Origin of the sequence: Paraburkholderia sp. SIMBA_027 (genome assembly GCF_046535315.1) — a bacterium.
Taxonomy (GTDB): Bacteria; Pseudomonadota; Gammaproteobacteria; order Burkholderiales; family Burkholderiaceae; genus Paraburkholderia; species Paraburkholderia tropica.
On record NZ_JAWRWY010000007.1, the window covers coordinates 296,851 to 317,482 of the forward strand.

General features: G+C 64.6%; 19 protein-coding genes and 1 tRNA gene. 13 read left to right on the forward strand and 7 right to left on the reverse strand.

Annotated elements, in window-relative coordinates:
- Positions 1-10: 10 nt before the first annotated feature.
- The 6 genes from SB764_RS15975 to SB764_RS16000 all read right to left on the reverse strand — a co-directional run bounded on the left by SB764_RS15975 (position 11) and on the right by SB764_RS16000 (position 4,966).
- Positions 11-1,042 (reverse strand): glycosyltransferase family 4 protein, encoded by a 1,032-nt coding sequence (locus SB764_RS15975; RefSeq protein ID WP_074984810.1) that lies wholly within the window; start codon positions 1,040-1,042, stop codon positions 11-13.
- 173 nt (positions 1,043-1,215) lie between these two features.
- Entirely contained in the window at positions 1,216-2,166 is a 951-nt protein-coding gene (locus SB764_RS15980) for a UDP-2,3-diacylglucosamine diphosphatase (protein WP_410864036.1), read from the reverse strand.
- 264 nt (positions 2,167-2,430) lie between these two features.
- Positions 2,431-2,934 carry an RDD family protein gene (locus SB764_RS15985; RefSeq protein WP_110327649.1) on the reverse strand — a complete coding sequence of 168 codons (504 nt, stop codon included), beginning with the start codon at positions 2,932-2,934 and terminating at the stop codon, positions 2,431-2,433.
- A 193-nt stretch (positions 2,935-3,127) separates the two neighbouring features.
- Entirely contained in the window at positions 3,128-3,949 is an 822-nt protein-coding gene (locus tag SB764_RS15990) for a DUF3106 domain-containing protein (RefSeq protein ID WP_074984813.1), read from the reverse strand.
- A 25-nt stretch (positions 3,950-3,974) separates the two neighbouring features.
- A complete protein-coding gene (locus tag SB764_RS15995; protein ID WP_065064547.1) occupies positions 3,975-4,406 on the reverse strand; it encodes a DUF3619 family protein in 432 nt (143 codons plus the stop codon).
- A complete protein-coding gene (locus SB764_RS16000; RefSeq protein WP_065064549.1) occupies positions 4,403-4,966 on the reverse strand; it encodes an RNA polymerase sigma factor in 564 nt (187 codons plus the stop codon). The genes SB764_RS15995 and SB764_RS16000 overlap by 4 nt, the downstream gene beginning before the upstream one ends.
- A 610-nt stretch (positions 4,967-5,576) precedes the next feature.
- On the opposite strand from SB764_RS16000, the gene SB764_RS16005 reads away from it, so the two are divergent.
- The 6 genes from SB764_RS16005 to SB764_RS16030 all read left to right on the forward strand — a co-directional run bounded on the left by SB764_RS16005 (position 5,577) and on the right by SB764_RS16030 (position 12,689).
- Positions 5,577-7,352, forward strand: a complete 1,776-nt coding sequence (locus tag SB764_RS16005; protein WP_110327650.1) for an acetolactate synthase 3 catalytic subunit — start codon at positions 5,577-5,579, stop codon at positions 7,350-7,352.
- A gap of 114 nt (positions 7,353-7,466) precedes the next feature.
- The gene (gene ilvN / locus SB764_RS16010) at positions 7,467-7,958 is read left to right on the forward strand and encodes an acetolactate synthase small subunit (protein WP_065064551.1); all 492 of its coding nucleotides are present in this window, start codon (positions 7,467-7,469) and stop codon (positions 7,956-7,958) included.
- A 127-nt stretch (positions 7,959-8,085) separates the two neighbouring features.
- Entirely contained in the window at positions 8,086-9,102 is a 1,017-nt protein-coding gene (gene ilvC / locus SB764_RS16015; protein WP_065064553.1) for a ketol-acid reductoisomerase, read from the forward strand.
- Between the two features lie 138 nt (positions 9,103-9,240).
- The gene (locus SB764_RS16020; protein ID WP_035534386.1) at positions 9,241-9,894 is read left to right on the forward strand and encodes a phosphatidylserine decarboxylase; all 654 of its coding nucleotides are present in this window, start codon (positions 9,241-9,243) and stop codon (positions 9,892-9,894) included.
- Between the two features lie 11 nt (positions 9,895-9,905).
- Positions 9,906-10,781 carry a CDP-diacylglycerol--serine O-phosphatidyltransferase gene (gene pssA, locus SB764_RS16025; RefSeq protein WP_065064555.1) on the forward strand — a complete coding sequence of 292 codons (876 nt, stop codon included), beginning with the start codon at positions 9,906-9,908 and terminating at the stop codon, positions 10,779-10,781.
- A gap of 357 nt (positions 10,782-11,138) precedes the next feature.
- The gene (locus SB764_RS16030) at positions 11,139-12,689 is read left to right on the forward strand and encodes a 2-isopropylmalate synthase (RefSeq protein WP_074984814.1); all 1,551 of its coding nucleotides are present in this window, start codon (positions 11,139-11,141) and stop codon (positions 12,687-12,689) included.
- A 96-nt stretch (positions 12,690-12,785) separates the two neighbouring features.
- Here the strand turns inward: SB764_RS16030 and SB764_RS16035 are convergent, their stop codons facing one another.
- The gene (locus SB764_RS16035) at positions 12,786-13,346 is read right to left on the reverse strand and encodes a hypothetical protein (protein WP_080180698.1); all 561 of its coding nucleotides are present in this window, start codon (positions 13,344-13,346) and stop codon (positions 12,786-12,788) included.
- Positions 13,347-13,494: 148 nt separating this feature from the next.
- Between SB764_RS16035 and SB764_RS16040 the strand changes: the two genes are divergently transcribed.
- The 7 genes from SB764_RS16040 to SB764_RS16070 all read left to right on the forward strand — a co-directional run bounded on the left by SB764_RS16040 (position 13,495) and on the right by SB764_RS16070 (position 20,600).
- A complete protein-coding gene (locus SB764_RS16040) occupies positions 13,495-14,814 on the forward strand; it encodes a branched-chain amino acid ABC transporter substrate-binding protein (protein ID WP_336751945.1) in 1,320 nt (439 codons plus the stop codon).
- Positions 14,815-15,001: 187 nt separating this feature from the next.
- Positions 15,002-15,271, forward strand: a complete 270-nt coding sequence (gene rpsO / locus SB764_RS16045; protein ID WP_027795476.1) for a 30S ribosomal protein S15 — start codon at positions 15,002-15,004, stop codon at positions 15,269-15,271.
- A gap of 365 nt (positions 15,272-15,636) precedes the next feature.
- Positions 15,637-17,775: a polyribonucleotide nucleotidyltransferase gene (pnp, locus tag SB764_RS16050; protein WP_074984817.1), complete on the forward strand. Its 2,139-nt coding sequence runs from the start codon at positions 15,637-15,639 to the stop codon at positions 17,773-17,775.
- Positions 17,776-17,915: 140 nt separating this feature from the next.
- The gene (locus tag SB764_RS16055; RefSeq protein ID WP_074984819.1) at positions 17,916-18,923 is read left to right on the forward strand and encodes an NAD(P)H-quinone oxidoreductase; all 1,008 of its coding nucleotides are present in this window, start codon (positions 17,916-17,918) and stop codon (positions 18,921-18,923) included.
- 198 nt (positions 18,924-19,121) lie between these two features.
- Entirely contained in the window at positions 19,122-19,904 is a 783-nt protein-coding gene (gene tpiA / locus SB764_RS16060) for a triose-phosphate isomerase (protein WP_065064567.1), read from the forward strand.
- Between the two features lie 107 nt (positions 19,905-20,011).
- A complete protein-coding gene (gene secG, locus SB764_RS16065) occupies positions 20,012-20,404 on the forward strand; it encodes a preprotein translocase subunit SecG (protein WP_410864042.1) in 393 nt (130 codons plus the stop codon).
- A 111-nt stretch (positions 20,405-20,515) separates the two neighbouring features.
- A tRNA-Leu gene (locus SB764_RS16070) sits at positions 20,516-20,600 on the forward strand.
- Positions 20,601-20,632 lie beyond the last annotated feature (32 nt).

The following is a 20,632-nucleotide window of genomic DNA, read 5'->3' on the forward strand; positions in this document are numbered from 1 at the left end:
CGCGGCCTGCTCAGGCCGCCGCGCTGCTTTCCTGCATCGAGGCGCGCGGACGCGGCTTCAGATGCGAGGCGAACTGCTCGGACGCCGCGTGCCACGAAAAGCGCTCGGCCCACGCACGCGCCGTCGCGCGGTCGATCTTGAGCGCTTCGAGACAGGCTTCGCGCAGATCCTCGTTCATCGCGCCGGCGTCGCCGCCGCTGAGCACGTCGATCGGGCCCGTCACCGGATACGCGGCCACCGGCGTGCCGCAGGCGAGCGCTTCGAGCAGCACGAGGCCGAAGGTGTCGGTGCGGCTCGGGAACACGAACACGTCGGCAGCCGCGTAAACCTTCGCGAGCTCGGGCTGGCTCAGCACGCCCAGATAGTTCGCCTGCGGATAGCGGGACTTCAGCTCGGCGAGCGCCGGCCCTTCGCCGCACACCCACTTCGAGCCCGGCAGATCGAGCTTGAGAAAAGCCTCGACGTTCTTCTCCACGGCCACGCGGCCGACGTAGAGGAAGATCGGGCGCGCGGTGTTGAGCACCTTCGAATCCATCGGATGGAAGATGTCGAGATCGACGCCGCGCGTCCACAGCACGACGTTGGTGAAGCCGAATTTTTCGAGGTCGGCCTTCACGACGGGCGTGGGCGCCATCACCGCGAGCGACGGCTTGTGGAACCAGCGGAGGAAGCGATAGGTCGCCGACAGCGGAATGCCGAAGCGCGCCTGCACGTACTCCGGAAAGCGCGTGTGATAGGCGGTCGTGAAGGGCAGGTCGTGGTCGATCGCGTAGCGGCGCGCGGCGAGACCGAGCGGGCCTTCGGTCGCGATGTGGATGGCGTCGGGGCCGAGCGCGTCGATGCGCTCGCGCAGATGGCGGCGCGCAAACAGCGAGAGCCGGATTTCCGGATAGGTCGGGCACGGAATCGTGCGGAATTCGAGCGGCGTGAGCAGCTCGACCTGATGGCCGAGCGCGATCAGCTCGCGCGTGGTGTTCTTGAGCGTGCGGACTACGCCGTTGACCTGCGGCTCCCATGCATCGGTCACGATCATGATCTTCATCGGTCGGAGGCCCTCTGGTGGTGCGGTTGGTGTGGCGTCGGCGCGCCGTGTCGGACGGGCGCGGCCGGCGCCGTGCCCGATGTGTTTACTGCGCGTTCACGGCGTGCGTGCGGATAAAAGACGGCGCATGTTCAAGCGGGGCCCGTGTGAATCCGGCGAGGCGGCCGCGCCGCTCAGGCCGCGCTCACGCGCGCCTTGCGGCTCGCCGTCTGCGCCTGCGGCGACTGCATCACCGTCCAGTAGACGATGCGCAGTTCGCCCTCGAAGGTCTCCACGAGCGCCGACAGGCTCTCGACCCAGTCGCCGTCGTTGCAGTACAGCACGCCGTCGATTTCGCGGATCTCGGCCTTGTGGATGTGGCCGCAAACCACGCCGTCGCAGCCGCGGCGGCGCGCTTCGTCGGTCATCACGCGCTCGAACGACGAGATGAAGTTCACGGCGTTCTTGACTTGATGCTTGAGGTACTGCGAGAGCGACCAGTACTGGAAGCCGAGCTTCGCGCGGATGCGGTTGAACCAGCGGTTCAGCACGAGGATCACGGTGTAGGCCGAGTCGCCGAGATAGGCGAGCCACTTCGCGTGCTGGATCACGCCGTCGAACAGATCGCCGTGCACGACCCACAGGCGCTTGCCGGCGAGCGTGGTGTGGAACGCTTCCTCGCGCACGTGGATGTCGCCGAACGCGAGGTTGCAGAACTGGCGCGCGCCTTCGTCGTGATTGCCCGGGATGTAGACGACCTGGGTGCCCTTGCGCGCCTTGCGCAGCACTTTCTGCACGACGTCGTTGTGCGCCTGCGGCCAGAACCAGCCCTTGCGCAACTGCCAGCCGTCGATGATGTCGCCGACGAGGTACAGGTACTCCGACTCGTTATGGCGCAGGAAGTCGAGCAGATAGTTCGCCTGACAGCCGTTGGTGCCGAGATGGATGTCGGAGAGCCAGATCGTGCGGTAGCGGGTCGGGGCGGGGTGATCGTCGTCGTGAGCATCGGGCGACGTGTCGCCCTGGAAGGGCAGCGGAGGGGGGGTGAGCGACGCGGCGCCCGGACCGGGGTGGAAGGCGGCGGGATCGGCGCCAGGGCCGGAAGTCTGCCGGAAAAGTGGGGTCGCGGTCGTCTTTTGGGCCATGGCACACGCGGCAGGTTGCAATGTGCGCATTGCGCCATGTGGCCATGACGACGCCGTGACAGTCACAAGAAGGTCTTGTTACTCGCCCTCGGCTGCGTTTGCGGGCGAGCGCCAAGTCTGCGCGGGGCCTGGCGTTGCGTCGCGGCGCGCGTGAACGGTGACGCGCGCGTACCGCCCCATGACATATCGATGACGTGGTTTGGCGGCAACGCGGCGGCTCAGCCGGATGATTTCGCTCCGCCGAATGCGGTGGTTTGTCGGCTTTCAGCGCGGCACGGCGACGATGCGCGTGCCCGCAAGTCGATCGTGCGGGAAGCGACGCTCGCGGTCCAAACGCGCGGCGCCGGCCCAGAGCGCGAACCAGACGGCTTCGAGCGCAAGCGTGTGGGGAATCGTGAGATCGAGCAGCGGATGCAGCACGAGCGGCGGCAGGAACCAGAGCCACGCGGCCAGGTAGCGCAGCGTCGCGCGGCCTAGCGTCGGCGGCGCGCCATCGGGGCCGACGACGCGCATGCGCCAGGTTTTCATCGGCAGCGTCTGGCCGCCGCGATGCCAGAAGCCGACGAAGTAGAGCCCGGCCACCAGCACGATCCACGCGGACATCGCCCGATGGTAGGTGTAGCCGTTGCGCTGTTGCATGACGAGGCTGAATGCGAGCCCGGCGATGAAGATCACGCCGAACAGCAGCACGCTTTCGTAGACGAGCGAGGCGAGGCGGCGTCGCAGGGTGACGGGTGCGGGCGCGGCGGGGATGCGTGAAGCGGCGATCGCGGGATCGGCGCGATCGGCGGAATCCGCAACGGGCAGAGCAGTGGAAGCGCGGTCGTTCACGTTGGCGTCGCGGTGTCGGCGGTGTCGGAATGAGGGCGGGACACCGCAAGAATAACCGCGAACGGGAGCAGGGCGAAACGCGTGCTAATGCCAGGCTTAACGCCAGGCGAAGCGGCGGCGCACGCCGGGCTCAGGAGCCCTTGAATGCCGCAGGCGCTTCGGCGGGCGACACCGGCACCGGAACCGCGGGCTCGAAGCTGCCGGCCGCCGGAATGCTGGCGGCCGCCGCCGCGGCCGTGCCGCTGTTCTGGCCGGTCGAGCCCGGTTGCTCGGGCACCACGGGCGCGGGCACGCCGTTCACACCCGACGCGTTGCCGGCGGCGCGTGCACGGGCGCGATGCTCGCGTTCGTTGACGAGACGCTCGATGTCGCGGATTTCGCTCTTGTTGCCGCTCGGTGGCGCGCTGACCACCGTGCGGCGCTTGCGCTCGCTGGCGGCGAGCTTCGCCTTCTGCTCGTCGGAGAGTTCCTGGTACGCCTTCCACGCACGCTGACGCGCCTGTGCGGGCAGTTCCTTCGACACCTGATAGTTCTCGCGCGCAACGCGGCGCTGTTCGGGCGTCATGCGCACCCATTCGGCCATGCGTTCTTGTAAGCGTTTTTGCGCTTCGGGCGTCATCTTCGGATAACGCGCGGCGATCCGCAGCCATTTGCGCTTGCGTTCATCGCTGAAACGGTCCCACTCGCTGGCGAACGGCGCGAGCGCGACACGTTGCGCGTCGCTCAGGCGCGACCACGCCAGCGGGCTGCCGCTGCCGGGTTGCTGCGCGAACGGTGCAGTGGCCGCCGGCTCGGCGACAGTGGCGGTGGAACCCGGAGCGGGCGCATTGGCCGCGTTGGCGGCTTCCGGCGCGGCGAGCTCGGGATGAAAGCGCGGGTAGGTCGCTGCATACGACACCAGCGCCGCGACCACAGATCCAATGACAACGGCCAGGCCGCGCTTGTAACTCACCCCGTCAATCCCCCGGTTTTCCGTATTAATGCGAGCGCGACAGGTACGCGTTGAAGCCGTGATCGAGATAGGCCGTGAGCGGCAGGTCGTCGCTCAGCATGGCCGCGTCGATATCGGCGAGTTCCGCGGTACGTTGTTGATCTTCGAAGTACGCGATCGCGAAGAGGCCGGCCACCAGCGCGGCGAGCGGCCACGCGAGCGCGAAGCGTGCGAGGGCGGAGCGGCGGCGCGGCGCCGGCAGGCCGCCCGGCACACCACCGATGGCGCCGACACCCGCGGCGGCCAGCGCCGGCGCGCGCACGAGCACGGGCTCGGCCTTCTTGCGGGCGAGCGCGGCCTTGCGGGCGGCGGACAATCGGACAGTGGTGGCAGAGGGCAGGCTGGCGGCGCTCTCGTCGAGCGCGCGGCGCAACTCCTGCACGAACTCTAGTTCTTGTTTATCGAGAGCGGAGCTCATAGCGTGATTCCTTTGGCCTTGAGCGCCTGAGCCAGCGTATGCGTGGCCCGCGAGCAGTGCGTTTTCACACTGCCCTCGGAACAGCCCATGGCAGCGGCGGTTTCGGCGACATCCATATCTTCCCAGTAACGCATCAGAAACGCCTCCCGTTGACGTGCTGGCAATTTCTGGATTTCGTCGTCGATGAGCTGGAGGACCTGGGCGCGCTCCATCTGCTGTTCGCTGCTTTCCGCACCGGGAGAGCCCGATTCGGCCTCGAAGGTTTCGAGCGGGTCGAAATCCTCGTCGTCGGCGCCGCTCAGCGAGGAGAACAGGCTCACCCACGTATTGCGTACTTTCTGCCGACGAAAATAGTCGTGCATCGTATTCTGCAGAATACGCTGGAAGAGCAGCGGGAGCTCGGCGGGGGGGCGGTCTCCGTATTTTTCCGCGAGCTTGATCATCGCGTCCTGCACGATGTCGAGCGAGGCGTCGTCGTCGCGCACGGCGTAGACCGTCTGCTTGAACGCGCGTCTTTCGACGCCCGCCAGGAAATCGGCGAGTTCCTTGTCTGATGCCATCCGTTGCAGGGCGCCGCCACCAGCGTACGCGTAATCGTTCGAAAAATGTCGTAAAACTCGCGGATGCTAGCAAATTTTCGCGCCGGCGGGTGATCCGGGCGTCCACGCAGCCGTGTCGCGTCAGCTTGGGCGCGGCGCGGATCATGTCCGGCGCCGCTGCCGCGCACTTTACCCGATCCGCGGCGCGCCGGTGCGGGTGAACGCACAGGATGCGCAGATGGAGTCGGTTTGAAGGTTGTTGGCAAGCCGGCGCAGCGTATTAGTAAGCGACTGCGCCTTAACAGCGCCTTAATTGCGTTTTTTCGCTTTGGCTGCGCTTCCGTTTTGCTCCCTTGCGCTCGCGTTTCGCCGCCTCGCCGGCCCATGCCGATGTCCGGCGCCTGCGCAACCTTTGTACCTGTGATTCGAAAATGCGCCACGAATCGACAATAAGCGCTTGACCGAATGCTTTCGAGCCGCTATCTTCGACGGTTCGCAACATAAGTGACTGTCTCAATTGAGATGAGCCCAAGAAGCTCATCTGTCAACTGGACGCGCCGCTTGAACCCGAGCCACAAGCCCGGCAGAGAGCACCCGATCAATTTTTTGCCGAAAATTCGAAAGGTGAATGATGAACATGCCCAGCGCGGAATTCTCCACGTCGGTCCCCCCCTCGCAAGAATCTGACCCTCAAGCTCAAAACTCCATCGGCGGAACCGTGCTGATGAAGGCGCTCGCCGACGAGCAGGTCGAATTCATCTGGGGCTATCCCGGCGGCTCGGTGCTCTACATTTACGACGAGCTGTACAAGCAGGACAAAATCCAGCACGTTCTCGTGCGCCACGAACAGGCAGCCGTGCACGCGGCCGACGCCTATGCGCGCTCGACCGGCAACGTCGGCGTGTGTCTCGTGACCTCGGGTCCTGGCGTCACCAACGCGGTGACCGGCATCGCAACGGCCTACATGGACTCGATCCCGATGGTGATCATCAGCGGCCAGGTGCCGACTGCCGCCATCGGTCAAGATGCGTTCCAGGAGTGCGATACGGTCGGCATCACGCGTCCCTGCGTGAAGCACAACTTCCTCGTGAAGGACGTGCGCGACCTCGCCGCCACCGTCAAGAAAGCTTTCTACATTGCGCGCACCGGCCGTCCCGGCCCCGTGCTGATCGACATTCCGAAGGACGTGTCGAAGACGCCGTGCGCGTACGAACCGGTCAAGAGCGTTTCGCTGCGCTCGTACAACCCGGTCACCAAGGGCCACTCGGGGCAGATCCGCAAGGCGGTGTCGCTGCTTCTCTCGGCCAGGCGTCCGTACATCTACACCGGCGGCGGCATCATCCTCGCGGATGCGTCGCGCGAACTGAACCAGTTCGCCGACCTGCTCGGCTACCCGGTCACGAACACGCTGATGGGTCTGGGCGGCTATCGCGCGAGCGACCGCAAGTTCCTCGGCATGCTCGGCATGCACGGCACCTACGAAGCCAACATGGCGATGCAGCACTGCGACGTGCTGATCGCGATCGGCGCGCGTTTCGACGACCGCGTGATCGGCGACCCGGCGCACTTCGCGTCGCGTCCGCGCAAGATCATTCACATCGACATCGACCCGTCGTCGATCTCGAAGCGCGTGAAGGTCGATATCCCCATCGTCGGCGACGTCAAGGAAGTGCTCAAGGAGCTCATCGAGCAACTGCAGCACGCCGAACACGGTCCGGACACGGCCGCGCTCGCCGACTGGTGGAAGGACATCGAAGGCTGGCGTGAAAAGAACTGCCTGAAGTTCGACCGTTCGAGCGACATCATCAAGCCGCAGTTCGTGGTCGAAAAGGCGTGGGAACTCACGGGCGGCAATGCTTTCGTGTGTTCGGACGTCGGCCAGCACCAGATGTGGGCCGCGCAGTTCTACCGCTTCAACCAGCCGCGTCGCTGGATCAACTCCGGTGGTCTCGGCACGATGGGCTTCGGCCTGCCGGCGGCGATGGGCGTGAAGATGGCCCACCCCGACGACGACGTGCTGTGCATCACGGGCGAAGGCTCGATCCAGATGTGCATTCAGGAGCTGTCGACCTGCAAGCAGTACGACACGCCCGTGAAGATCATTTCGCTGAACAACCGCTACCTCGGCATGGTCCGCCAGTGGCAGCAGATCGAATACAGCAAGCGCTATTCGCATTCGTACATGGATGCGCTGCCTGACTTCGTGAAGCTCGCCGAAGCGTATGGCCACGTCGGCATGCGGATCGAAAAGACGGCCGATGTGGAGCCGGCGCTCAAAGAAGCGCTGCGCCTGAAGGACCGCACGGTGTTCCTCGATTTCCAGACCGACCCTTCCGAAAACGTCTGGCCGATGGTTCAGGCCGGCAAGGGCATCACCGAGATGCTGCTCGGCTCGGAAGACCTGTAACGGTTTTTGCACGGCGCCGTTCCAACCTCGCGCGGCGCGCGTCCACACAACGGGCGCGCGGGTTCGCGGGGAAGGGCGGCAACCACGCTCACTGGATAAATCGCGGATCACATCATGAGACATATCATTTCCGTTCTGCTGGAAAACGAGCCGGGCGCGCTGTCGCGCGTGGTCGGCCTCTTCTCCGCACGCGGCTACAACATTGAAACCTTGACGGTGGCGCCGACCGAAGACCGTTCGCTGTCGCGCATGACCATCGTTTCCATTGGCTCGGACGACGTGATCGAACAGATCACGAAGCATCTGAACCGCCTGATCGAGGTGGTGAAAGTGGTCGACCTTACCGAGGGCGCCCACATCGAGCGCGAGCTGATGCTGATCAAGGTAAGGGCGGTCGGCAAGGAACGTGAGGAGATGAAGCGGATGGCGGATATTTTCCGTGGCCGCATCATCGACGTCACCGAAAAGACCTACACGATCGAACTGACGGGTGCGAGCGACAAGCTCGACGCGTTCATCGAGGCGCTCGACAGCACCGCGATTCTCGAAACCGTCCGTACGGGCGGCTCGGGCATCGGGCGCGGAGAGCGCATTCTGAAGGTGTGACCCGACTCAGTCGATCTTGCACCGGAACTTGACCGGATGCGCGGCCCGCGACAAGCGACGACGCATCCGGCGCAGCACTAGCTAATTGCAGTACCGAAATTCACCAGACTCTCGCCAAGGAACCAACATGAAAGTTTTCTACGACAAGGATGCCGATCTCTCCCTCATCAAGGGCAAGCAGGTCACCATCATCGGTTACGGCTCGCAAGGCCATGCTCACGCGCTGAACCTGAAGGAAAGCGGCGTGAACGTCACGGTTGGCCTGCGCAAGAACGGCGCATCGTGGAGCAAGGCTGAGAACGCCGGTCTCCAGGTCAAGGAAGTGGCCGAAGCGGTGAAGAACGCCGACGTCGTCATGATGCTGCTGCCGGACGAGCAGATCGCCGACGTGTACGCGAAGGAAGTTCACGCGAACATCAAGAACGGCGCAGCCCTCGCGTTCGCGCACGGCTTCAACGTTCACTACGGCCAGGTGATCCCGCGTGCGGATCTGGACGTCATCATGATCGCGCCGAAGGCGCCGGGCCACACGGTTCGCGGCACCTACTCGCAAGGCGGCGGCGTGCCCCACCTGATCGCTGTCCACCAGGACAAGTCGGGCGCAGCACGTGACATAGCCCTGTCGTACGCGGCAGCGAACGGCGGCGGCCGTGCCGGCATCATCGAAACGAACTTCCGCGAAGAAACCGAAACCGACCTGTTCGGCGAACAAGCCGTGCTGTGCGGCGGTACGGTCGACCTGATCAAGGCCGGCTTCGAAACGCTGGTCGAAGCAGGTTACGCGCCGGAAATGGCGTACTTCGAGTGCCTGCACGAACTCAAGCTGATCGTCGACCTGATCTACGAAGGCGGCATCGCGAACATGAACTACTCGATCTCGAACAACGCCGAATACGGCGAGTACGTGACGGGCCCGCGCGTGATCACGGCCGAAACGAAGAAGGTCATGAAGGAAGTCCTGAAGGACATCCAGACCGGCGAATACGCGAAGAGCTTCATTCTCGAAAACAAGGCCGGCGCGCCGACGCTGCAATCGCGCCGCCGCCTGGGCGCCGAGCACCAGATCGAAGTGGTCGGTGCGAAGCTCCGCGCGATGATGCCGTGGATCGCTGCAAACAAGCTCGTCGACCAGTCGAAGAACTAATCTGACGGACTGAGTACGACCTCGCGTGCGGTTTTATACTGCTTCGCGACAGTGAGTGCCAAGAAAAGCCGCCCAGGTGGGACGAAGCCTGGGCGGCTTTTGCTATCCTACGGTTTTTAAAATAACAGCGAAGCCACCATGAATTACCCTCATCCGATCATCGCGCGCGAAGGCTGGCCGTTCATCGCCATTGCGGCCGTCGTGGCGCTCTTGATCCATGCGGTCGCAGGCTTCGGACTCGCATGGCCGTTCTGGCTGATCCTGATCTTCGTCGTTCAGTTCTTCCGCGATCCGCCGCGCCCGATTCCCACCCAGGCCAACGCCGTCCTGTGCCCCGCCGACGGCCGCATCGTCGCCGTGGAAACCGCGCACGACCCGTACGCCAACCGTGAAGCGCTGAAGATCAGCGTGTTCATGAACGTTTTCAACGTCCACTCGCAGCGTTCGCCCGTCGACGGCGCCGTCGCGAAGGTCGAATATTTCCCGGGCGCGTACCTGAACGCCGCCATCGACAAGGCCTCGACCGAGAACGAACGCAACGCTGTCGTGCTGACGATGGCCGACGGCACGACCGTCACCTCGGTGCAGATCGCGGGCCTGATCGCGCGCCGGATTCTCTGCTACGTGCGCGCAGGCGAGCCGCTCTCGCGCGGCCAGCGCTACGGCTTCATCCGCTTCGGCTCGCGCGTCGACGTGTATCTGCCAGTGGGTAGCCGTCCGCGCGTGTCGATCGGCGAGAAGGTGTCCGCCTCGTCGACGATTCTCGCCGAGCTGCCGACCCAATCGGCATAAGGAGGGCAGGTATGGCCGGATTCAAACCGCGTCGTCCCCGCAATCCCGCCGGCGGCCCGCTGCCGCGTCCGTTTCGCCGCAACAAGGCGGTGCAGGATCAGGTCGGCGTGGCGGCGAGCCGTCGCGCCGCGCGCCAGGATTTCCTGAAGAAGCGCGGCATTTATCTGCTGCCGAACGCGTTCACGACCGCGGCGCTGTTCTGCGGTTTCTTCGCCGTCGTGCAGGCGATGAACGTGCGCTTCGAAGTGGCGGCCATCGCCATTTTCGTGGCGATGGTGCTCGACGGCATGGACGGGCGCGTCGCGCGCATGACGCACTCGCAGAGCGCGTTCGGCGAGCAGTTCGACAGCCTTTCGGACATGGTGTCGTTCGGCGTCGCGCCGGCGCTCGTGATGTACGAGTGGGTGCTCAAGGATCTCGGGCGCTGGGGCTGGCTTGCGGCCTTCGTCTACTGCTCGGGTGCGGCGCTGCGGCTCGCGCGCTTCAACACCAACATCGGTTCGGTGGACAAGCGTTTCTTCCAGGGCCTGCCGAGCCCGGCCGCGGCCGCGCTGATCGCCGGTTTCGTCTGGCTCGCGACCGATAACCGCGTGCCGGTGAAGCTGTCCTGGCTGCCGTGGGTCGCCTTCGTGCTGACGATCTACGCGGGCGTGACGATGGTCTCCAACGCGCCGTTCTACAGCGGCAAGGCGCTCGACGTGCGGCATCGCGTGCCGTTCGCGGCCACGCTGCTCGTGGTGGTGGCGTTCGTGCTGGTGTCGTCGGATCCGCCGTTGATGCTGTTCGGCCTGTTCGTGCTCTATGGCCTCTCGGGCTATGTCTTCTGGGCGTATCAGGGGCTGCGCGGGCGCGCCAATCCGGCGCGTTCGTCGCCGCGCGAGCGCTAGGGCGCGCGGCGACTTCTGTCGCGAATACGATGAAAGGGCCACGCGCGAGCGCGGCCCTTTTTCTTTTTCGCCTGTTTTTTTCGCGTCACGGCAACGCCGGGCGGCGCTTTGCGCCCGCAGGACTTATCGGATTGCGCTATCGCCGGTTTCCGGCTATAGTCGGGCGATGGACACCATCCAGTTCCCCCTCTTTTCCCTTCAAGCCGGCGCGCTGCTAAGCACGCTAGCGCTAGCGCGCCTGCCGCGCTGATCTCGCTCGCCCTCCGTAAGCCTCGTTCATCGTCAGCGTCGCCATCGGTGGCGCGAACACCCAAAATCCGTTTTTAGACACTGAACAAGTCCCCCCGGAGACCCAAAATGGCAGCAGAAAAGCTCATCATTTTCGATACGACGTTGCGCGACGGCGAGCAGTCGCCCGGTGCGTCGATGACGAAGGAAGAGAAAATCCGCATCGCGAAGCAGCTCGAGCGGATGAAGGTCGACATCATCGAAGCGGGCTTCGCGGCCAGCTCGAACGGCGACTTCGACGCGATCCACACGATCGCCGGCATGATCAAGGACAGCACGATCTGCTCGCTCGCCCGCGCGAACGACAAGGACATCCAGCGCGCCGCCGACGCGCTCAAGCCCGCCGACCACTTCCGCATTCACACCTTCATCGCCACGTCGCCGCTGCACATGGAGAAGAAGCTGCGCATGTCGCCGGAGCAGGTGCTCGAACAGGCGAAGCTGGCGGTGCGTTTCGCGCGCAAGTTCACCAACGACGTGGAGTTCTCGCCCGAAGACGGCAGCCGCTCGGACATGGACTTCCTGTGCCGCGTGCTCGAAGCCGTCATCAACGAAGGCGCGACCACGATCAACATCGCCGATACGGTCGGCTACGGCGTGCCGGAACTCTACGGCAATCTCGTGAAGACGCTGCGCGAGCGCATTCCGAACTCGGACAAGGCTGTGTTCTCGGTGCACTGCCATAACGACCTCGGCATGGCCGTGGCGAACTCGCTGGCCGGCGTGCAGATCGGCGGCGCGCGTCAGGTCGAGTGCACGATCAACGGTCTCGGCGAGCGCGCGGGCAATACGTCGCTCGAAGAAATCGTCATGGCCGTGAAGACCCGCAAGGACTACTTCGGCCTCGACCTCGGCATCGACACCACGCAGATCGTGCCGGCCTCGAAGCTCGTTTCGCAGATCACCGGTTTCGTCGTGCAGCCGAACAAGGCGGTGGTGGGCGCGAACGCGTTCGCGCACGCGTCGGGCATTCACCAGGACGGCGTGCTCAAGGCACGCGACACCTACGAAATCATGCGCGCGGAAGACGTGGGCTGGACCGCGAACAAGATCGTGCTCGGCAAGCTCTCGGGCCGCAACGCGTTCAAGCAGCGTCTCCAGGAACTCGGCGTGCAGCTCGAAAGCGAAGCCGAACTCAACAGCGCGTTCGCCCGCTTCAAGGAACTCGCCGACCGCAAGTCGGAGATTTTCGACGAAGACATCATGTCGATCGTCACCGAGGAATCGGCCGAGCAGCAAGAGAAGGAACACTACAAGTTCATCGCGCTCTCGCAGCGTTCGGAAACCGGCGAGCGTCCGCATGCGCGCATCGTGTTCTCGGCGGACGGCTCGGAAGTGACGGGCGAAGCCGCGGGTAACGGCCCGGTCGACGCAACCTTCAACGCGATCGAAACCGAAGTGGGCAGCGGTTCGGAACTGCTGCTGTACTCGGTGAACGCGATCACGACCGGCACGCAGGCGCAGGGCGAAGTGACGGTGCGTCTGTCGAAGGGCGGCCGCATCGTGAACGGCGTGGGCACCGATCCGGATATCGTCGCGGCGTCGGCCAAGGCATACATCTCGGCGCTCAACAAGCTCTACTCGTCGGACACGAACAAGCTTAATCCGCAGCTTTCGTAAGCGTTTGGCCGGTGCGTCGCCTCGCGCGGCGCGCCAATGAAAAACCCCCGCGTTCGCGAGAGCGCGGGGGTTTTGTTTTGCCGGGCGCGGTCCGGATCAGAAGCGGGCGCGCAGATCCGGATCGTGCAGCGGATCGGGCGTTTTCTGCGTGAGGCGCAGGATGCCCTGATCGTCGAAATAGAAGCTGTAGAGCATGTACCAGACGCCGTCTTCCAGATAGCGATAAGTCCATGCTTCCTTCTTCATCAGCGGGAAATAGGACGTATCGACCGGGCGGCCGAAGTTCACGAGCACATCGGCGCGCGTCCATTTGCCGATCTCGGCCTTGTAGAACTCATTCGGCTGCAGGACCTGGCGCACGTTGACGACCTTGCCGTTCTTGTCGATGTCGGCGGCCGTGGTGACTTCGCCCATCGGCTGCGTGGGCCACATCAGGCGCTTGCCGCCGTCGGGCAGGTCGTAGACTTCGCGCGGCGGGCCGAAGCGGGCGATCACGGACTGGGCGTCGTCGCCCGCGTGGAACTGCTGCCAGGGCTGCGCGCAGCCCGCGAGCGCGAGCGCGCCGAGGCCCGCGAGCAGGACGCGGCGCGGCGCGCGCGGCGCCTCGCGCGTGAAGCCGCGCAGCGTGGCGATGGCGGAGGAAAGGCGGTCGAACATGAATGCTCCCCGGGGCGCCGTGCGAACCGGCGCCGAATATGGAGCCGTTATTTTGACACGTCGCGATCACGGCGGGCTTGCGGGCGTGCGCCGGTGCGCCCTATGATCCGCGCTTTATTCGAGTTTGCGTAGCGAGAGGGCAGAGCGCATGACGGCACGATTCACGCGGTATTTCACTCACGCCCCGGCGCTGTTGACGCTGGCGGCGGCGCTCCTGAGCGTGGCCGCCCCGGGCGCGCTGCGTACGGCGGACGCCGCCGAGGCAAGCGGCGTTGCGGCAGGCAAGCCGATCCCGCTCGCGCTGATCGAAGGCATGTCCGGCCCGTTCGCGGATGCGGGCGCGGCGGTCGAGCGCAACCTGCGTTTCGGCGTGGAGCGCGTGAACGCGCAGGGCGGTGTGGCGCTGCCCGACGGGCGGCATCCGCTCGAACTTGTCGTGCTCGACAGCAAGGGCAGCACCGAAGCCGCGCTGATGCAGCTGCGCGCGGCGCAGGACCGCCACATCGGCTTCGTCATGCAGGGCAACAGCTCGGCGGTGGCGGCGGCGCTGGTGACGGCCATCGACCGTCAGAACACGCGCGAGCCCGATAACCGCGAGCTGTTCCTCAACTATTCCGCCGACGATCCCGCGCTCACCAACGCGAATTGCAGCTTCTGGCACTTCCGCTTCGACGCGCACGCGGGCATGCGTATGGACGCGCTCGCGGACGTGATCGCCGCCGACAAATCGGTCAAGAAGGTCTACCTGCTCAATCAGGACTACAGCTTCGGCCACGACGTGAGCACGCTCGCGCGCTCGGCGCTGGCTAAGGACCGGCCCGATATCGCGATCGTCGGCGACGAGTTTCACCCGATCGGCCGCGTGAAGGATTTCGCGCCGTATATCGCGAAGATCCGCGCGGCGGGCGCCGACGCGGTCGTCACGGGCAACTGGGGCAACGACCTCACGCTGCTGGTGAAGGCGGCGCGCGAGCAGGGCCTCGACGCGAAGTTCTACACCTTCTACGGCAACAGCCTCGGCGCCCCGGCCGCGCTCGGCGACGCGGGCGTCAAGCACGTGATCGCCGTGGCCGACTGGCACCCGAACGCGGGCGGCGCGGCCTCCGACGCGTGGTACAAGGCATTCCGCGCGCGCTATCCGGCGGCGCAGGACGACTACCCGGTGCTGCGCATGTCGATGATGGTCGAGATGCTCGCCCAGGCGATGACGAAGGCTGCCTCGGCCGATCCGGCGGCGGTCGCGAAGGCGCTCGAAGGGCTGCGTTTCGACAACGGCTTCCATCCGATCCTGATGCGCGCCGACGATCATCAGGCGATCCAGCCCCTTTACGTCATGCAGATGGACAAGCAGGGTACGCCGGGCGTGCGCTTCGACAACGAGGGCTCCGGCTATGGTTTTCGCACCGTGCTGGCGCTGCCGGCGGAGCGTACCGCGCCCTCGACGGTCTGCAAGATGAAGCGTCCGTGAACGCGTCGTGACAGGCGGGTTCGCGGCGCATGGTCGCTGTGCTACAATACGCGCCTTGTCGAAAATCTCGGCAAGGCTGTATCGCAGTAAAAGCGCAGTAGAAGCCGCTGTAAAAACCTCGTAGTTGCAACTAACCACGGCACGGCCGTTCTTCCGTGACCGCTTGTTTGTTTCAAAGGAAAAGCAAATGTCCGTAGCAGATATCAAGAAGTCCGACATCGTCGCGCAATTCGCGCGCGGCACCGGCGACACGGGTTCGCCCGAAGTTCAGGTTGCACTCCTGACGTCGCGTATCAACGAACTGACTGGCCACTTCAAGTCGCACGCAAAGGATCACCACAGCCGTCGTGGTCTGCTGCGCATGGTGAGCCGCCGTCGCAAGCTGCTCGACTACCTGAAGGGCAAGGACGCTGATCGTTACCGCGCACTGATCGAAAAGCTGGGTCTGCGCAAGTAACCGGAAGGTCTTCCAGAAAGATGCCTGTGTCAGTTCCACTGATACAGGCATTTTGTTTTTGAACGGTACGCTTCTCGCGATGCGTATCGGCTGGCAGTACAAGGCAGTAGCAGGAAAACGCAGGGCAAACGCAGGAAAACGCAGTACCGCAGCACAAAGCAGCCAGGGCCGCACTTCGGGGCAGAGCTTTGTGTCATTCCAGCAGATCGTGCGCGGCCATTGGCCGCGAGGGCGCGCCCAACGCACCCGCGCGCTCCGCTGGAATGGCATAACACTCCTCTTCCCGCGCGGTGCCGGAACCTTGACTTGCCGTGACGTCCGCGTGTGCGGGCGCCGCATAACAAATGAGTAAGGAGTGAGTGACCATGACCATGTTCAATAAAGTCGTGAAGGAATTCAAATGGGGCCAGCACAATGTGCGCCTCGAAACCGGTGAAATTGCCCGTCAGGCGAGCGGCGCCGTCATCGTCGACGTCGAAGACACCGTGGTGCTCGCGACCGTCGTCGGCGCGAAGACCGCCAAGCCGGGTCAAGACTTCTTCCCGCTCACCGTCGATTACCTCGAGAAGACCTATTCGGCCGGCAAGATCCCGGGCGGTTTCTTCCGCCGCGAAGGCCGTCCGTCGGAAGGCGAAACGCTGATCTCGCGCCTGATCGACCGTCCGCTGCGCCCGCTGTTCCCGGAAGGCTTCTACAACGAAGTCCAGGTCGTGATCCACGTCCTGTCGATCAACCCGGAAGTCCCGGCTGACATCCCCGCGCTGATCGGCGCGTCGGCTGCGCTGGCGATCTCGGGTCTGCCGTTCAACGGCCCGGTCGGCGCCGCACGCGTGGCCTACATCAACAACGAATACGTCCTGAACCCGACGCGTTCGCAAAGCAAGCAGTCGCGCCTCGACCTCGTGGTCGCCGGCACGGAGCGCGCGGTGCTGATGGTGGAATCGGAAGCCGACCAGCTGCCGGAAGACGTGATGCTCGGCGCGGTCGTGTTCGGCCACGAGCAGATGCAAACGGCGATCGACGCGATCCACGAACTGGTTCGCGACGGCGGCAAGCCCGAGTGGGACTGGCAGCCGGCCCCGAAGAACGAAGCGCTGATCGCGCGCGTCGCGGAAATCGCTCACAGCGACCTGCTCGCCGCGTACCAGCTGCGCGACAAGCAACAACGTTCGGCCAAGCTGAAGGAAGTCTACGCAGCAACGTCGGCGAAGCTCGAAGAAGATGCGGCTGCGGCCGGCACGACGGCGGCCGACAAGGCGACCGTCGGCAACATGCTGTTCGACATCGAAGCCAAGATCGTCCGTTCGCAGATCCTGAACGGCGAGCCGCGTATCGACGGCCGTGACACGCGCACGGTTCGCCCGATCGAAATCCGCACCGGCGTGCTGCCGCGCACCCACGGTTCGGCACTGTTCACGCGTGGCGAAACGCAGGCGCTGGTCGTCGCGACGCTCGGCACGAAGGGCGACGAGCAGATCATCGACGCGCTCGAAGGCGAGTACCGCGACCGCTTCATGCTCCACTACAACATGCCTCCGTTCGCCACCGGCGAAACGGGCCGTGTTGGTTCGCCCAAGCGCCGCGAAGTCGGCCACGGCCGTCTGGCCAAGCGCGCGCTGGTCGCGTGCCTGCCGAGCGCTGAAGAATTCGGCTACTCGATCCGCGTCGTCTCGGAAATCACCGAGTCGAACGGTTCGTCGTCGATGGCTTCGGTCTGCGGCGGCTGCCTCGCACTGATGGACGCCGGCGTGCCGATGAAGGCGCACGTCGCCGGTATCGCGATGGGCCTGATCCTCGAAGACAACAAGTTCGCGGTGCTGACCGACATCCTCGGCGATGAAGATCACCTCGGCGACATGGACTTCAAGGTTGCGGGTACGGAAGCTGGCGTGACCGCGCTGCAGATGGACATCAAGATCCAGGGCATCACCAAGGAAATCATGCAGGTCGCGCTCGCGCAAGCGCACGAAGCGCGTCTGCACATCCTCGGCAAGATGACCTCGGCGGTGTCGGGCGTGAACACGGAGCTGTCGGCTTACGCTCCGCGCATGATCACCATCAAGATCAACCCGGAAAAGATCCGCGACGTGATCGGCAAGGGCGGTTCGGTGATCCGCGCGCTGACGGAAGAAACCGGCACGACGATCGACATCTCGGACGACGGCGTCGTGACGATTGCTTCGACCTCGAGCGAAGGCATGGCCGAAGCGAAGAAGCGCATCGAGAACATCACGGCCGAAGTCGAAGTGGGCCAGGTGTACGAAGGCGCGGTCCTCAAGCTGCTGGACTTCGGCGCGATCGTGAACCTGCTGCCGGGCAAGGATGGCCTGCTGCACATCTCCGAAATCGCCAACGAGCGCATCAAGGACATCAACGACTACCTGAAGGAAGGTCAGATCGTTAAGGTCAAGGTCATCCAGACGGATGAGAAGGGTCGTGTGCGTCTGTCGGCGAAGGCTCTGCTGAACGAAGGCAATGCACCGCAAGGCGAACCGCAGCAGTAAGGCGGCAAGCTGAAACGGCCGGCAGCGTGATGAGCGCGCCGGCCGTTTTTTTATGAGAATGTCGGAAGAGATTACCGTGCGTCCGCCTTGCGGGCGCGACATTGTTCATACCGGGGCGCGCAGCCCTTGGGAGACCCGAGATGAAGGCCGTTGAAATAACCGAATTCGGTACGCCGGACGTGCTCAAGCTGACCGAGCGCCCGACCCCCGAGCCGAAGGCCGGCGAAGTGCTGATCAAGGTGAGCGCGTCGGGCGTGAATCGTCCGGACGTGTTTCAGCGCAAGGGGTCCTATGCGCCGCCGCCGGGCATTTCGGATCTGCCTGGCCTCGAAGTGGCGGGCGAGATCGTCGGCGGCACGCTCGACGAGAAGCACAATCCGTTCGGCCTGAAGATCGGCGGCCGCGTGTGCGCGCTGATCGCGGGCGGCGGTTACGCCGAATACGTGGTTGCGCCGCTCGGCCAGTGTCTGCCGGTGCCGCAAGGTCTGACGGACGTCGAGGCGGCGTCGCTGCCCGAAACGTTCTTCACGGTGTGGAGCAACGTGTTTCAGCGCGCGCAGCTCGGCAAAGGCGAGGGTGGCGAGAACGAAACGCTGATGGTGCAGGGCGGCTCGAGCGGCATCGGCGTGACGGCGATCCAGATCGCGCACGCGCTCGGTTTCCGCGTGTTCGCGACCGCGGGCTCGGACGAGAAGTGCCGCGCCTGCGAGGCGCTCGGCGCGGAACGGGCGATCAACTATCGCACCGAGGATTTCGTCGAGGTCGTGAAGTCGCTCACGCACGATCGCGGCGTGGACGTGATTCTCGACATGGTGGCGGGCGGCTACGTGCCGCGCGAACTGTCGGCGCTCGCGACCGGCGGCCGTATCGTGCTGATCGCGACGCTCGGCGGCTCGAAGTCCGAACTCAACATGGGCGAGATCCTGCGCCGCCGTCTGACGGTCACGGGCTCCACGTTGCGCGCGCGCTCGGTCGATTTCAAGGCGCAGATCGCGCAGGAACTGAAGGCGAATGTGTGGCCGCTGATTGAAGAGGGTCGCATCAAGCCGGTCGTGTTCAAGGTGTTTCCGGCCGCGCAGGCCGCCGAAGCCCATGCGCTCATGGAGAGCAGCGAGCACATCGGCAAAATCGTGCTCGACTGGTCTTGATCGGCACAATCGGCCGGCGCGGAGTGCGAATGCGGCTGAAACCGCCGTCGTCAAAGCGCCCGAACCGGTTCGAGCTTGATTTTTCGAGGCTTTTTCGGCGCGTTTTTTCGCCGATCGGGTGTCTGCCGGTTTGACCCGTCCGGATTACGCACAGTAAAATAGTGTGTTTTGCGTCCGCTTTTAACAGCAACCGAAACAATGACGAATCAACGATCGAAGCTCGTAGTCGGTAACTGGAAGATGCATGGCCGCCTGGCGGCCAATGCGGCACTGCTCGAAGGCGTCGCGCAAGGCGCGCAGGCGCTGGCCGCCGACGTGCGCGTCGGCGTGTGCGTGCCGTTCCCTTATCTTGCGCAGGCTCAGGCGTTGCTCGGCGGCAGCCGGGTCGTGTGGGGCGCGCAGGACGTGTCGGCGCACGAACAGGGCGCCTACACGGGCGAAGTCGCGGCCGGCATGATTGCCGACTTCGAGGCGGGTTTCGCGATCGTTGGTCACTCGGAGCGTCGCGCTTATCACGGCGAAAGCTCGGAGCTCGTCGCGGTCAAGACGCAGCGCGCGCTGGCGGTCGGCATCACGCCGATCGTCTGCGTGGGCGAAACGCTGGAACAGCGCGAGAGCGGTGCGACCGAGCAGGTCGTCGGCGCGCAGCTCGATGCGGTGCTGGCGGTGTTGTCGGTGGAAGAGGCGGCGCGCATCGTCGTCGCGTACGAGCCGGTCTGGGCCATTGGCACGGGCAAGAGCGCAAGCTCGGAGCAGGCGCAGCAGGTGCACGCGTTCCTGCGCGCGAAGCTCGCGGCGAAGGGCGCGCAAGTGGCCGACGTGCCGCTGCTCTACGGCGGCAGCGTGAAGCCGGACAACGCCGCGGAGCTGTTCCGTCAGGCCGACATCGACGGCGGCCTGATCGGCGGCGCAGCGCTGAAGGCGCAGGATTTTCTCGCGATCTGCGCGGCCGCTGCGGCGGGCGCGAGCGTCGCGGGCTGAAGGTAAAGCCAGGCCGGTGTGCGGCGCTCTAGCGGGCGCCGGGCGCGGGCAGCATATGCGCGTGTCTCAGGGGAGGCAGGCGCTCAACAAGGACTCAGGTGAGTGTGATGCTGTATTTGAAAACGTTGATTATCGTCGTTCAGCTTCTGTCGGCGCTCGGGGTGATCGGCCTCGTTTTGCTGCAGCATGGCAAGGGCGCGGACATGGGTGCGGCATTCGGCAGCGGCGCGTCGGGCAGCCTGTTCGGCGCGAGCGGTTCGGCCAACTTCCTGTCGCGGACTACTGCAGTTCTCGCAACAGTTTTTTTCCTGTCGACGCTTGCGCTAACCTACTTGGGGTCGTATCATGCGAAGCCTTCGGCGGGTGTGTTGGGTGCTTCGGCTCCTGCCCCGATCGTGGCCTCGGCTCCGGTCGCTGCAAGCCTTACCGCAGCGCCTGTCGCAAGCGCTCCGGCGGCGGCTTCGGCAGCAGCGAGCAGCGGCAACGACGTACCGAAATAAATTCAAAAAACTTGTTTTTGTGCATTGAACAAACGTCAGGAACAAGTTAGAATTTAAGTCTTGAAGCGATTCGCGGGTTTCAATAAATTGTTGTCCCGGATTGCATGCAGTGCCGACGTGGTGAAATTGGTAGACACGCTATCTTGAGGGGGTAGTGGCGAAAGCTGTGCGAGTTCGAGTCTCGCCGTCGGCACCAAATGTATCTACAAAATGCCAGCCGCTTGCTTC

Bases quoted from the DNA above. Each gene is read 5' to 3' on its own strand.
- SB764_RS15975 (WP_074984810.1), bottom strand. From the start codon at position 1,042: ATGAAGATCATGATCGTGACCGATGCATGGGAGCCGCAGGTCAACGGC.
- SB764_RS15980 (WP_410864036.1), bottom strand. From the start codon at position 2,166: ATGGCCCAAAAGACGACCGCGACCCCACTTTTCCGGCAGACTTCCGGC.
- SB764_RS15995 (WP_065064547.1), bottom strand. From the start codon at position 4,406: ATGAGCTCCGCTCTCGATAAACAAGAACTAGAGTTCGTGCAGGAGTTG.
- SB764_RS16000 (WP_065064549.1), bottom strand. From the start codon at position 4,966: ATGGCATCAGACAAGGAACTCGCCGATTTCCTGGCGGGCGTCGAAAGA.
- SB764_RS16005 (WP_110327650.1), top strand. From the start codon at position 5,577: ATGAACATGCCCAGCGCGGAATTCTCCACGTCGGTCCCCCCCTCGCAA.
- ilvN (WP_065064551.1), top strand. From the start codon at position 7,467: ATGAGACATATCATTTCCGTTCTGCTGGAAAACGAGCCGGGCGCGCTG.
- ilvC (WP_065064553.1), top strand. From the start codon at position 8,086: ATGAAAGTTTTCTACGACAAGGATGCCGATCTCTCCCTCATCAAGGGC.
- SB764_RS16020 (WP_035534386.1), top strand. From the start codon at position 9,241: ATGAATTACCCTCATCCGATCATCGCGCGCGAAGGCTGGCCGTTCATC.
- pssA (WP_065064555.1), top strand. From the start codon at position 9,906: ATGGCCGGATTCAAACCGCGTCGTCCCCGCAATCCCGCCGGCGGCCCG.
- SB764_RS16030 (WP_074984814.1), top strand. From the start codon at position 11,139: ATGGCAGCAGAAAAGCTCATCATTTTCGATACGACGTTGCGCGACGGC.
- SB764_RS16035 (WP_080180698.1), bottom strand. From the start codon at position 13,346: ATGTTCGACCGCCTTTCCTCCGCCATCGCCACGCTGCGCGGCTTCACG.
- SB764_RS16040 (WP_336751945.1), top strand. From the start codon at position 13,495: ATGACGGCACGATTCACGCGGTATTTCACTCACGCCCCGGCGCTGTTG.
- rpsO (WP_027795476.1), top strand. From the start codon at position 15,002: ATGTCCGTAGCAGATATCAAGAAGTCCGACATCGTCGCGCAATTCGCG.
- pnp (WP_074984817.1), top strand. From the start codon at position 15,637: ATGACCATGTTCAATAAAGTCGTGAAGGAATTCAAATGGGGCCAGCAC.
- SB764_RS16055 (WP_074984819.1), top strand. From the start codon at position 17,916: ATGAAGGCCGTTGAAATAACCGAATTCGGTACGCCGGACGTGCTCAAG.
- tpiA (WP_065064567.1), top strand. From the start codon at position 19,122: ATGACGAATCAACGATCGAAGCTCGTAGTCGGTAACTGGAAGATGCAT.
- secG (WP_410864042.1), top strand. From the start codon at position 20,012: ATGCTGTATTTGAAAACGTTGATTATCGTCGTTCAGCTTCTGTCGGCG.